This is a genomic window from Collinsella sp. AM16-21 (assembly GCF_003471905.1).
Lineage (GTDB): Bacteria > Actinomycetota > Coriobacteriia > Coriobacteriales > Coriobacteriaceae > Collinsella.
On sequence record NZ_QRKJ01000004.1, the window covers coordinates 130,300 to 143,814 of the forward strand.

Here is a 13,515-nt window from a genome sequence, read left to right on the forward strand (position 1 = left end):
GGGCAGTTGCCTACTCGATCGAGAAGATCACGGGATAGAGCGGCTGCTCGCCACGATGGGCGTCGATCTCCAGATCGGGCTGAGCCTCCTCGATGGCGTCGACGATCTCCTGGAAGGCCTCGTCGGATAGCTCCTCGCCGGCCAGAATCGTCAGCGCGTCGCCTTCCTCTTCCTCCTGCATGCGGTTGATGCAGTCGAGCGTGACCTGCTTCACGTCGGAACCGACCACGTCGATGGAGCCGGCGATGATGCCCATGACGTCACCGGAGTGAATCGGAGAGCCGTCCGAGGCGCTGGAGTCGCGCACGGCGCGGGTGACCTCGCCATCGCGGACCTCGCTGATGGCGTCAACCATGGCGGCAACGGCGTCCTCGAGCTCAGAATCGGGCAGGACGGCGAACAGCGCGGAGAACGCCTGCGGGACGGTCTTGGTGGGAACGACGGCGACCTTCTTGTCGGTGCAGGCAGAGGCTGCGGCCTCGGCAGCCATGCGGATGTTGCCGTTATTGGGCAGGATGATGACCGAGGTCGCGTTGACCTGGTCGACGGCGCCCAACAGGTCGGCGGTCGAGGGGTTCATGGTCTGGCCACCCGAGACGATCACGTCAACGCCGAGGGACTTGAGGATGTCGGCCTCACCGGAACCGGCGGCAACGGCGACAAAGCCCAGGGCCTTCGCGGGCTCGGCGGCCTTCTCCTGATCCTCGTGGATCTTAGCGGTACGGTCGTGGGCCTCCATCTCCATGTTGTGGATAAAGACCTCATAGATCTGACCAAGCTGCAGCATGTGCTCGAGCACCAGGTTGGGGGTGTTGGAGTGCACGTGGATCTTGTAGTCGGGATAGGCACCCACGAGCAACTCGCAGTCGCCCATGGAGCCCAGGAACTTAAGGCACTCGTCCTCGTCAAACGGAGCGTCGGCCTTAAAGAGGAACTCGTTGCAGTAGCGGAACTCCGAGCCCTCCCAGTCGTCGTTGGCCTCGATCTCAACGCGACCGAGGGCCGCGTCGCGGGCAGAGCCAGCGGAATCAAACGTGGCGGAGAAATCCTCGACAACGGTGCTGCGGCCAAGCGCGGCGGCAACAAAGTTCTCCAGGAAGATGGCAAAGCCAAAGGCGCCGGAGTCGACCACGCCGTTCTCCTTCAGAACGGGCAGCAGGTCGGGCGTACAGGCGACGGACTGATAGGCCTCGACGACGATGGCGTCGAGCGCGTCCTCGGCCGAGAACTTCTTCTTCTCGCACTCGTCAGCTTTGGTCGAAACGTCGCGCAGCACCGTGAGGATCGTACCCTCGATGGGCTTGCGGACGGCCTGGAAGGCAACCTTGACGGCTCGGCGGAACGCATAGGCGATGTTGGCGGACGTGATGGGCTCATCGGCAGAGACAAGGCCCTCGGCCACACCACGCAGGATCTGCGAGGTGATGACGCCGGAGTTGCCACGGGCACCCATGAGGGAGCCATGGGTGATGGCACCGGCGATGGCCTCCATGTCGGCGTCGGCAGGAAGGGCGGAGAGCTCCTTGGTCACCGAGGCGAGCGTGAGCGACATGTTGGTGCCGGTATCGCCATCGGGTACGGGGAAGACGTTGAGCTTGTTGATCTCCTCGGCCTTGTCGGAAACGGCAGCCGCAGCGATCGGAAAACAGGTGCGAATGGTCTTTGCAATCATGGGTATTTGAATCTCCGTTTTCGGATGCTAGTTCAGACGGCTCTTGAGCGCGTCGATGTGAATGCCGATCTTAAGGCTGGCGGGATCGATCTGGGCGATCTCCTGCAGAGTGAAGGCAACGGAGCTCGAAAGATTGTGGCAGACGGACTTCATGTTGACGCCGTTCTCGAGCACGACGTGAAGATCGACCGTAAGGCCGTTCTCGTCGGCGGAGACAAGCACGCCCTTGCGGAGGCGCTGACCGGCAAGTAGGCGCACGCTCTCGGCACCCTGGAGCTGCTCAGCCATACCGACGACGCCATAGCACGTCATCGCGGCATAACCGGCAATATCGGCAATAACGTCGTTCGAGACGCTCAGGCTGCCGTTAATGGTCTCAGACACAAGAATCTCCTTATCTGGTGCTCGCGGCACCATCTCGTGGGAGCAATCATTGCAATATTCTACAACGAGCGCGCCATGTTGAGGTGGTGGGTCGCGGGATTACATCCTCGACACGAAATGTTGATATGGTAACGTTCGCGCCAGGCGATCGCGGTATGAAAAAACCCGCCGCATAAGCGACGGGTTTTACAACCTGGCTCCCCGGGTAGGACTCGAACCTACAACAGCGCGGTTAACAGCCGCGTGCTCTACCATTGAGCTACCGAGGAATAGGTGCGTGCTCTCAAGCAACGAAGTTTATTATACGGACGAATCAGCTCAGGGCAAGAACTTTTTTAAGAATTTTTCCGACCTAGTCATTGGGGACGTCCCCAATGACCACATGAAAGCGCCCCCAAGCGGATGTGCTTGAGGGCGCTTCTTGCTTGCGAGGTTATGACTCGATGTAGTCCTTCAGCTTGCTCGAACGGCTGGGGTGGCGGAGCTTGGCCAGGGTCTTGGACTCGATCTGGCGGATACGCTCGCGCGTGACGCCAAACTCGCGGCCGACCTCCTCGAGTGTGCGGGGATGCCCGTCGACAAGGCCAAAGCGCAGCTCGATAACCTTGCGCTCACGATCGGCAAGCGAGTCGAGCACCTGAGTGAGCTGCTCCTGCAGCATGGAGAAGCTGGCGGCATCGGGCGGAACGATAGCCTGGGAGTCCTCGATAAAGTCGCCCAGCTGGGAATCCTCTTCCTCGCCGATGGGGGTCTCAAGCGACACGGGCTCCTGCGAGATCTTCTGGATCTCGCGGACGCGGTCGGCGCTCATGTCCATCTCGGCACCGATCTCCTCGGGGGTCGGGTCGCGACCCAGGTCCTGAAGGAGCTGGCGCTGCACGCGGACGAGCTTGTTGATAGTCTCGACCATATGCACGGGAATACGGATGGTACGGGCCTGGTCGGCGATAGCGCGCGTAATGGCCTGACGGATCCACCACGTGGCGTACGTGGAGAACTTGAAGCCCTTCTGGTAGTCGAACTTCTCGACGGCGCGAATCAGACCGAGGTTACCCTCCTGGATCAGGTCAAGGAACAGCATGCCGCGGCCGACATAACGCTTGGCGATGGAGACGACCAGACGCAGGTTTGCGCTGATGAGTGCCTGCTTAGCTTCGAGGCCGACGTTCTCAATGCGCGTAAGACGACGCATCTCGGCACGCGTGAGCTCGAGCTCACCGGCATCGGCGGCCTCGAGTTTCTCGGTGGCCTCAAGACCGGCCTCGATCTTCATGGCCAGATCGACCTCTTCGGAGGCGGTCAGCAGGTCGACCTTGCCGATCTCCTTGAGGTACATACGAACCGGATCGCCGGTCAGCATCACCGTGGAGGCATCGATGCCACGCACGCGGGAGCGTGAACGGGACGTGCGCACGGTGCGCTTCTTCTTGCTCTTGGAAGAACCCATCTCGGCATCGGCCTGACGGGCCATCTTGAGCTCGTGATCGTCGAGCGAGCCGGAATCGTGCTCGTCGTCGTCATCGAAATCGTCGGTATCGGTATCGTTATCGTCATCGTCGACGTCCATGGGGGCGTCGTCGTTACCGCTCGCGGAGATAATCTGGATGCCGCTGTTGCGCAGCGCGGAATACACCGCGGTGAGCTGCTCGTCAGAAACATCGATATCCTTCAGGGCGACCTGAATCTCGTCCTCGGTTACCGAAGTCCTGTTTGAGCCGTTGCCCATGAGCTTTGCAACGTAGGATTCCAGCCCAGTACCCGTGCTCTCAGTCTTTTTTGGCACAGATTCTCCCTTCATAGTCCACAGGACTCAATACTTTAGCACACACATAGACGTCTATACCCAAAAAGAGGACTGGATATAGGCGAGAATACGCTGGTTGACCACAACATCTAGGCCTGTTCGGTGCCTGCGGCCTCCAGACCGATCAAACGGAACGGGTCCGCCACGCCGCCGATCGACTTTTGCAGCTCGCGTTGACGCTGCGAATCCTGCGCGGCCTGCACGGTCAGCGCGCGACGGGCTTCATCATCGAGCGAACGGTCCTGGCGCAGCTTGGCCTGTGCGGCACGCATGCGGCGCTTGATGGTGTAGAGCTCGAGCGTATCAAGCATAAACACGATGTTCGTCTCGGTGGGGTGCTTGCTCGTCGCCGAGATGCGCCCGGCACTCACAAGCGTTGCCGCATCGGGACACACCGAGCGTGCCGCATCCATGCAAGCTGCAGGATCGGTTCCCGGCGGCGTTGCCAGAACAGCCCATGCGATGGACTCGTGACGTGGGTCAACCCACTCGATGGAGCAGATGCGGTCGGCATACGTGCGGAACAGGTCGGGGTAGCTCGTGAGCATGGTCAGCAGCTCACGCTCCCCCGCCAAGGACTTGCGCTCTAGATCAGTAAGAACCATCGGCGCCGCCGCAGCCGGAGCACCCGAACCATCAGTCACAGGTACAGCACCCATACCATCAGGCGCGTCGATCGGCGGCAGGTCGTCGACGACCTCCACAGGCGCGGCACCGTAAGCATCGAGCGGGACATAATCGTACGGCTCTTCCTCGACCGACGCCGCTACTGCCGGCGTCGCGCCCGACGCCCAAGCACCACGAGATGTCCCCTGCGAACCAGACGACCGACCGCCCGCGCTACCGGACCGCTCAGCTTGCGCCCGCTGGCGTTCATAGTTCTGTTCGCGACGGCGCTCCGCATCTTCGCGCTTGGCAACATCGCGAAACACGCGACCCGAACTCGCGCGCACCGTCTCCAAATCCAAACCCAGCAGATCGGCAATCTGGATAAAGTACGTGTCGATCATATAGCTATCGCGCAGCGGATAGATAAGCGTCAGCGCATCTTCCAGCGCCTTGGCGCGACCACCCGGCGTGGTGATGTCGCTCGACTCCTGCAGCGAGCGGTAGACAAAGTCCATAAGCGGCTCGGCGGCGTCAATACGTTTCTGCAGCTCCTCTCCGCCGTGCGCCGCGATGAACTCCATGGGGTCGTTGCCGTCGGGCAGTACCACGCAGCGCAGGTCCATCGAATCCTGCTCGATAAACTGAATCGCGCGACGGGCGGCCTTCTGGCCCGCGGCATCGCCGTCAAACATATACACGATGCGGTTGGCAAAGCGGGTGAGCGTCTTGACGTGATGCTCCGTGAGCGCGGTGCCCAGCGTAGCGACGACGTTTTTAATCCCCGCCTCCCAACAGGCGATGCAGTCGGTATAGCCCTCTACCACGATGGCGGTATCCTGCGCGACGATAAACTCCTTGGCCCAATTAAAGCCGTAGAGGTTTCGCTTTTTATGAAACACGCTCGTCTCGGCGGTGTTGAGGTACTTGGGTTGGCCGTCTCCCATGATGCGACCGCCAAAGGCGATGTTGTGACCCTGCTCATCAAAGATGGGAAACATCACGCGGTCGTAAAAACGGTCGGCGAGCTGCCCGCGCCCGCGGCTCACGGCCACGTTGGCGTCGATCATCTCCTGCGGGGTAAAGCCCGCCTGGGACAGGTGCGACACCAGAGCGTTGCGACCCGGTGCAAAGCCCAGACAGTAGCGGCGGCAGACATCGCCGCCCATGCCGCGGCTGGCAAAGTACTCACGCGGGCGGCTATCCTTACCGCGCATGAGCATGGTGTGGTAGAACTGAGCGGTCTCGGCGCACAGATCGTAGATTCGGGCACGCTTAGTACCGCGCTCGCGGCGGTCTCCGGTGTCGTGCAGCTCAATACCCGCGCGATCGGCCAAATAACGGATTGACTCGGGAAAGCTCAGGTTCTCGCGCTTCATGATATAGGTGAAGACATCGCCACCCTCACCGCAGCCAAAGCAATGCCACACCTGCGTGGCGGGGATAATGTGGAAAGACGGCGTCTTTTCGCCATGAAAGGGGCAGCAGCCCCAAAACTCATGGCCGCGGGGCTTGAGCTCAACCGTTTCCTGCACGATGGCAACTAGGTCGGACGCAGCGCGGACCTGGTCTTTTTCCTCATCGCTAATCACGGATGCTCACCCCCTGCTCACCCAAGTTGTGACGAATGTCCTCGATATTACCCTCGACGGTCGCAATCAACTCATCCAGCGAATCGAACACACGCGAGGGACGTAGCCAGCGCGTAAACGCCAGCGAAACGGAAGCGCCGTACAGGTCGCCCGTATAACCAATTAAATTAGCCTCGAGATGCGCCGAAGCGGCATCGTCGGCATACGTCGGCGGCAGGCCGACGTTCACGGCAGCGGGCCACACGGTGTCATCGACGAGCACCATGCCCTCATACACGCCATCAGCAGGCACCTGAATGCCGCTGGGAACCTGCAGGTTTGCCGTGGGAAAGCCCATGCCAGAACCCTCGTGACGGCCGCGAATAACACCACCACGCACCATATACGGGCGACCGAGTAACCCAGCAGCAAGCTCCACATGGCCCTGTCCTAGCTCGTGACGAATGCGGGTGGCGCAAATGGCCTCACCGCCCTCGCAAAGCAAGTCGTGCCCGTATACGTCAACGCCGCGCTCGGCACCCCAGGCGCGCATCTCGGCAACACCAGAAGCACCGCCACGACCTAGCCTAAAGTCGTTGCCAACGCGAATAGATCGAATGTCGACCAGACGCGACACCAGCGAGAGAAAGTCAACATGGTCAAGCGCCGCAACCTCAGGCGTAAAGGGAACGGCCACCACCGCATCGACCCCGGTCTGAGCCAAGGCATGCAGACGGTCGGCCGTCGTCATCAATTTTTGAGCGGGCGAAGGGCTCACCACAACGTCCGGGTCGGGATCGAAGGTAACCACGACCGCCTTGCAGCCATGGGCACGGGCATCGCCAACAAGCGCCGCAATGAGCTCCTGGTGTCCACGGTGAACGCCGTCGAACACGCCGATGGCAATCGATGCGGCACCCAAGTGCTCGCACTCATCAAACGTATCGGCAGCAACGATGCGAGCCTCGTCCGACTCGCCCGCGAAAAAGACACGCGCGAACTCGCGAGCGGACAACATCATCGAACACCGCCGATTGCCTGCGGAAACACGTGCTCCATGACAAAGCGGCCACCCTCGATGCGGGCGAGCGCCTTGAGTCCCCCATCGAGCACCAACGCAAACGGCGCCTTCGAGGCATCGAAATCGGCAAGCGCACGCTCAACGGGAATGCGTCGGCCGCAGAGAAGGTCGTCGGCAAGATTGCCCGGCAAGTCAACACGAGTGGCGCCCAGGGCCGCAATGGGATCCAGGGCAAAGCCAACGGCGGACTCGGGAGAAAGCTCCTCCACCGCATGGCAGGCGCCAATGGAAACAACACCGGAGGCCGTGCGGCGCAGCGCGGAAATGTGCGCGGCGCTCTCGCAGGCGCGGCCCAGGTCGCGAGCGAGCGCACGAATGTAGGTGCCCTTGCTCACCGAGAACGCCACGGTCCACACACACGTATCACCCTCGCCGCCCACGGCGATCAGGTCGGCGGCATAAACCTCGACGGGGCGCGGAGGTAGGTCCACCGCATTGCCCTCTCGAGCAGACTTGTAGGCGCGAACGCCATTGACCGAGATAGCCGAAAACGCCGGCGGCACCTGCATCTGCGGACCCAGCATGGCGGCCAAGTGCTCACGGGCATAGGCAGGATCGCGGAGCTCGTTGGCAACAGCCACCGTGCGGACCGCCTCGCCCTCCGCATCATCGGTATTGGTCTCGGCACCAAACGAGATGTCGGCGACGTAGCTTTTGGTATCGAGCGTGAGCATACCCAGCAGACGGGTGGCCTGGCCCACGCCCACCACCATGACACCCGATGCCATGGGGTCGAGCGTGCCGGCATGGCCGACGCGCCGCTCATGGAGGGCGCGTCGGCATTGCGAGACCACATCGTGGGACGTGCATCCCACCGGCTTATCGACGGCGAGCAGCATATTCAGTTGTGAAGGCGTACGACGAGCCATGTACCATCCAAAAAGTTAAAGCTCGACGGTCACCGAAGCGGGATCCTCCCCTACCAGCTCGGCCAGCATGGGGAGTGCCGCGGTGAGCGTCTCGAGAATCGTTCCGTTGTTAGAGAAACCAGCGGCCGCGGGATGCCCGCCACCGCCAAAAGCAGCAGCGATCTCGGAAACATTGAGGTCGCCCTTGGAGCGCAGGTTGCCGCGTACCTTGGTATCGCCCTCAATGCCCTTCAGGAACAGGCAGACCTCCACACCCATCACCGAACGCACCACATCGACCAAGCCGTCGCACTCGTCCGAAGTAACGCCGCAGGCCTCGAGGTCGCTCTGGTACGCATAGCTATATGCCACGCGACCGTGCGCCACCGTCTTAATGCGGCCCATAACGATGGACTTGAGATGCAAGAACTCTACGCGCATGCTCTGGTAGACCTCGAGCGCAACGCGCGCCGGATCGGCACCGTGCGCGACCAGGCGCGAGGCAGCGTGAAACGCAGCGGCATCGGCGTTTTGATACTGAAAACGACCGGTATCGGTCACCAGGCCGCACAACAGGCAGGTCGCGACACCATCGCGAGCCACAATGCCGCAATTGTCCAAAAAGCGGTCGATGATCATGGCACAGGCCGCGGCATCGACGCACCTCAGGCTCAGCTCGGCAAATTCCTCGCGCGCCGGGTGGTGATCGAAGCACACCACATGCGACGAGCGGCGGAGCACCTCGGCGGAGTTGTTCAGACGCTCGACGACCGGCACGTCCACCGAGATGAACAGGTCCGGATTGCCGGTATACGCAGATGCCGGTACCAGGCGATCGGAGCCTTCCATAAAGCGGTAGATGCGCGGAACCGGATCATCGTCTGCCAGCAGCAGCGCAATGTCCTTGTTGGGGAAAAACTTCATGAGCGAAAGGCCCAGACCCAACACGGAGCCCAGGGCGTCGCCATCGGGAGACGTATGTCCCGAAATCGCAATGGAGGACGCACCCTCGATGAGCTCAAGGATGCGTCGCTGAATATCTGCAGACTCGCACGATGCAAGGTCGGCGGAATTACTCATCTAAAGCTGCCTCCTGGGCGGCATCCGCAATTGGATAGCCGTCCTCGTCCTTTTCGATCGCAAGCGTGGCGGGAACGTTTTCCAGCGCACGCGTGATGCGCTCGGCCTCATCGGTCGAGCGATCGATGCGAAAATCGAGCTCGGGCGTGACGCGCCAATCGAGCGAGCGGGCCAGCAGGCTACGGATGCGGCCCTTGGCGCTGGCGAGCGCCTCCATGACCTCGTCGTAGCGGCTCGCGTCGCACGACACATACACACGCGCGAACGAACGGTCCACCGCGACCTCGACCGCGGTCAGGGTGACCAGGTCGAGACGCGGATCGGAAACCTCAAAGAGCAGGATATGCCCGAGCTTCTCGCGAAGCTGCTCGCCCAAACGGCGGGTTGCCTGCGTTTGCTTCATAGCGCTACCCCCTACTCGGTACGGGCAACCTGGTCGATGCGGTAGCCCTCAATGGTGTCGCCAGGCTTGATGTCCTGGAAGTTCTCCAGGCCAATACCGCCCTCGGAGCCGCTCTTGAGGCTCTTGGCCTCGTCCTTGTAGTGGCGCATCGAGGCGATTTTACCGTTGAAGACCACGATGCCGTCGCGCACCAGGCGCACGGAATCGGTCGCGGCGATCTCGCCCTCTTCGACGCGGACACCGGCGGCGATACCGACCTTGGGCACCTTGAAGGTGTCCAGAACGGTCGCGGTACCCGTGGAGACCTCGACCTCGGTGGGCTTGAGCATGCCGATACGGGCTGCGTCGAGGTCCTCGAGGCACTTGTAGATGACGTCGTAGCAACGGATCTCGACGCCCTCGCGCTCGGCGGCGGAGCGGGCCTTGCCGTCGGGACGGACGCCAAAGCCGATGATGATGGCGTTGGAGGCGTCGGCCAGGACGACGTCGGTCTCGTTGATGGCACCGACTGCGGAGTGGATCGTGTTGATGCGCACCTCGGACTGATCCATCTTGTCGAGGGAGTCCTGAAGGGCCTCGATGGAGCCCTGAACGTCGGCCTTGATGATCAGGTTGAGCTCCTTGACCTCGGCGTCGGCGATGGTCTCGAAGAGGTTCTCGAGCGTCACGTGCTTCACGCGGCTCTGCTCCTCGATGCGGGCCTTGAGCGAACGCTCGTCGGCCAGGGCGCGAGCCTCGCGCTCGTCCTCGAACACGCGGAACTCGTCGCCGGCGTTGGGTACGGACTGCAGGCCCAGGATCTCGACGGCGTCGGAGGGGCCGGCCTCGGTGACGGCGTTGCCCTTAGGATCGAGCATGGCGCGGACGCGGCCGTAGGTAAGGCCGGCGACCAGCGTGTCGCCCACGTGCAGGGTACCGCGGGTCACGAGCACCGTAGCAACCGAGCCGCGGCCCTTGTCGAGCTTAGCCTCGAGGACGTTACCGGAGGCAAAGGTGTCGGGGTTGGCCTTGAGCTCGAGCACGTCGGCCTGGAGCAGCACGGTCTCGAGCAGATCGTCGATACCGATCTTCTGCTTGGCCGAGATGTTGACGAACATGTTCTGTCCGCCCCACTCCTCGGGGATGATGCCGTACTCGGTGAGCTCCTGGCGCACGCGGTCGGGGTTGGCGCCCGGCTTATCAATCTTGTTGACGGCGACGACGATGGGAACGCCGGCGGCCTTGGCGTGGTTGATCGACTCGATGGTCTGGGGCATGACGCCGTCGTCGGCGGCGACGATCAGGATGACGATGTCGGTCACCTTGGCGCCACGGGCACGCATGGCCGTAAAGGTGGCGTGACCCGGGGTATCGATGAAGGTGATCTTGCGGTCGTTGATCATGACCTGCGAAGCGCCGATGGCCTGCGTAATGCCGCCCGCCTCGCCGGCAGCCACGCCGGTGTGACGGATGGCGTCGAGCAACGACGTCTTGCCGTGGTCGACGTGGCCCATGACGGTAACGACCGGGGCGCGCGGCTTAAGGTCGGCGGGATCGTCGTAGAACGAGAAGGTGTTCTCCTCCTCGGGGGTGATGATCTTGATCTGACGACCCAGGTCGTCGGCGACGAGCTCGACGAGGTCGTCGGACATGGACTGCGTCATGGTAAGCGGCGTACCCAGCAGGAACAGGCGCTTGATGATGTCGTTGGCCGGAACGTCGAGCGCCTCGGCAAGCTCCTGGACGGTAACGCCCTGGGAGACCTTGATGGCGTCGAGCTCCTCGGGGTTCACGCCCTGGGCCAGCGCCTCCTCTATCTTGCGCTCCTCCTGAGCCTTGGCTGCCTCGCGCTCGCGCTTCTCCTTGCGTTTCTTGCGGCGACCGGTGGACTCGCGAGAGGCCTCCTCGACGGCAGCACGAGCCTCCTCGAGCACCTTCTCGCGGCTGTACTCCTCGGCCTCGCGAGCCATGCGGCTGTAGTGGTCCTCTTCGTTGCTGTGACCGCCCTTGCGCTTCTTGCCCTTGCCCTGCTTGTCGGGGTTGGGGAAGTCCATGCCGGCAGCGACGTTGTTGCTGGCGTTGGTGCGATGGCTGTGCGGACGGCTCTCGGAGGCGTTGCGCTCGGAGTTGTTGTCGGAGGCGTTGCGATCGTTACGACGGCCACCGCGGCGGTCGTTGTTGCCGCCACGACGGTTACCGCGCTCGGCAGCGCGCTCGGCCTTGGCCTTCTGCTCGGCGTCCTTCTTCTCCTTGAGCACGGTCTCCTGTGCGGCGATCTGGTCGAGCAGAGAGCGGAAACGCGAACCGGAGTCGGAAGCGGGAACGGCGCGGCGCTGGGCCTCGCGGGCAGCCTCCTCCTTCTCGCGGGCAAGGCGCTCCTGCTCGGCCTTCTTCTTGGCCTCGGCCTCGGCACGGGCGGCCTCCTCGGCAGCCTGGGCGGCGGCGAACTGACGGCGCTCCTCCTCGCGTGCCTTCTCGGCGGCGATGCGCTCGCGCTCGGCCTCGGCAGCGCGTGCTGCCTCCTCGGCGGCAGCGGCCTGCTCCTCGGCCTGCTTGGCGGCCTCGACTTCCTGGGCGCGGGCCTCGATCACCGAGGCGAGCTGCTTGCGGACCATGGCGACGTAAGCGTCCTCCAGGGCGGAGGAAGCGGACTTAGCGGGAATCTTCATTTCGGCGAGATGACCCATCAGTTCCTTAGAGGTCATGCCGAACTCTTTGGCCAGGGTGGACACACGGACTTTTGCCATATGACTTCACCTACCCTTTCTGGCACCTTGGGTGCCTAGAGACTGAACGAGCGTGGGGTATGCGCTGGGACCTGCCCGGCGCGACCGCGCGCTAGATCAGGTCCTCCGCATCATCGAAGGCGTCGGTGTCGTGGACACCGCAGAAACGGGAGCCGGGACGGGCCTGGTTGCGGCACTGGATGCCGTCCTCGGACACGAACTCGCAGCGACGGACGTCCTCGTCCTCCTCGTCACCGATCAGGTCGGCGGCGGGCTCCTCGTGAACGGGAACGTTCTTAAGGATGTCGGCGGCAAGGGTCTCGGACTTGATGTCGATATGCCAACCGGTCAGGCGCGCGGCGAGGCGGGCGTTCTGGCCCTCCTTGCCGATGGCGAGGGACAGCTGGTCGTCGGGCACGATAACGCCGGCGTAGGCCTTCTCCTCGTCGATAAGGACGCGGGTGACCTTAGCAGGCGACAGGGCGTTGGCGACATAGACGGCCGGATCGGCATCCCACAGGATGACGTCGACGCGCTCGCCACGGAGCTCGCCCACGACGGCGCGAACACGGCTGCCCTTGGGGCCGACGCAGGCGCCAACGGGATCCAGGCGATCGTCGAGCGAGTGGACGGCGACCTTGGAGCGCTGGCCGGGCTCGCGGGCGATCGACTTGATCTGGACGGTGCCCTCATAGATCTCGGGCACCTCCTGCTCAAACAGACGACGCATGAGCTCGGGGTGGGTACGGGAGATGACAATCGGCGGACGGCTGTGCTCGCCACGAACCGGCTGCAGGTTGGAGTTGGGGTCGCGAACGTCGATGATCACGGCCTTGATGTGCTGATTGTGTAGATAGCGCTCGCCCATCGGACGCTCGTTGCGCTCGTTCTCGTAACGGCGCTGGTCGAAGTGCGGAAGCTCGGCCTCGACGCCCTCGCGGATCTTGACGATCGTGAAGTCGGGCGTGGACTGCAGCACGGTACCGCTGATGAGGTCACCGATGCGGCCAGCGAACTCCTCGTAGATCTGCTCGCGGGCGGAGTTGCGCACGATGGCGTTGATCTCGGCCTTGGCGTGCTGGGCGGCGATGCGGCTCGTGTTCTTGGGGGTGACGTCGATCTCCTCGAACTCGGTGAAGTTGCCTTCCTCGTCCATGGAATCGTCGATCGGCTCCAGGCGGTAGACGTAGATCTTGCCGGTGGTGCGGTCGATGGTCACCTTGGCGCCCCACTCAAGATGCAGGATCTCGGCATAGCTCTTGGCGAGCGACTGCTCCAGGCGGTCGATCAGGTAGAGCTGGTCGATGTGCCTTTCCTGGCAAAGCTCCATCAGGGCGGTCATCATGTCGGATGCTGCCATC

General features: G+C 62.8%; 10 protein-coding genes and 1 tRNA gene. All 11 read right to left on the reverse strand.

The window, feature by feature from the left end; all coding sequences use genetic code 11:
* Positions 1–10 precede the first annotated feature (10 nt).
* Complete coding sequence (locus DW180_RS03615; protein WP_118237478.1) at positions 11–1,672, reverse strand: DAK2 domain-containing protein; 1,662 nt, start codon at positions 1,670–1,672, stop codon at positions 11–13.
* Positions 1,673–1,699: 27 nt separating this feature from the next.
* Complete coding sequence (locus tag DW180_RS03620) at positions 1,700–2,089, reverse strand: Asp23/Gls24 family envelope stress response protein (protein ID WP_187361832.1); 390 nt, start codon at positions 2,087–2,089, stop codon at positions 1,700–1,702.
* 161 nt (positions 2,090–2,250) lie between these two features.
* Positions 2,251–2,325, reverse strand: a tRNA-Asn gene (locus tag DW180_RS03625).
* Between the two features lie 164 nt (positions 2,326–2,489).
* Positions 2,490–3,839, reverse strand: coding sequence for an RNA polymerase sigma factor RpoD (gene rpoD, locus DW180_RS03630; protein WP_055286388.1), 1,350 nt, complete (start codon positions 3,837–3,839; stop codon positions 2,490–2,492).
* Positions 3,840–3,949: 110 nt separating this feature from the next.
* Positions 3,950–6,058: a DNA primase gene (gene dnaG / locus DW180_RS03635; RefSeq protein WP_118237480.1), complete on the reverse strand. Its 2,109-nt coding sequence runs from the start codon at positions 6,056–6,058 to the stop codon at positions 3,950–3,952.
* The gene (ribF, locus tag DW180_RS03640; RefSeq protein ID WP_233545169.1) at positions 6,051–7,058 is read right to left on the reverse strand and encodes a riboflavin biosynthesis protein RibF; all 1,008 of its coding nucleotides are present in this window, start codon (positions 7,056–7,058) and stop codon (positions 6,051–6,053) included. The genes dnaG and ribF overlap by 8 nt, the downstream gene beginning before the upstream one ends.
* Complete coding sequence (gene truB / locus DW180_RS03645; RefSeq protein ID WP_117800789.1) at positions 7,055–7,987, reverse strand: tRNA pseudouridine(55) synthase TruB; 933 nt, start codon at positions 7,985–7,987, stop codon at positions 7,055–7,057. The genes ribF and truB overlap by 4 nt, the downstream gene beginning before the upstream one ends.
* A gap of 15 nt (positions 7,988–8,002) precedes the next feature.
* On the reverse strand, positions 8,003–9,046 hold the full coding sequence (locus DW180_RS03650; protein ID WP_118237482.1) for a bifunctional oligoribonuclease/PAP phosphatase NrnA: 1,044 nt from the start codon (positions 9,044–9,046) through the stop codon (positions 8,003–8,005).
* Entirely contained in the window at positions 9,039–9,449 is a 411-nt protein-coding gene (gene rbfA / locus DW180_RS03655) for a 30S ribosome-binding factor RbfA (protein ID WP_118237484.1), read from the reverse strand. The genes DW180_RS03650 and rbfA overlap by 8 nt, the downstream gene beginning before the upstream one ends.
* 11 nt (positions 9,450–9,460) lie before the next feature.
* A complete protein-coding gene (gene infB, locus DW180_RS03660; protein ID WP_118237486.1) occupies positions 9,461–12,175 on the reverse strand; it encodes a translation initiation factor IF-2 in 2,715 nt (904 codons plus the stop codon).
* A gap of 91 nt (positions 12,176–12,266) precedes the next feature.
* Complete coding sequence (gene nusA / locus DW180_RS03665) at positions 12,267–13,514, reverse strand: transcription termination factor NusA (protein ID WP_117758165.1); 1,248 nt, start codon at positions 13,512–13,514, stop codon at positions 12,267–12,269.
* Position 13,515: the final 1 nt, after the last annotated feature.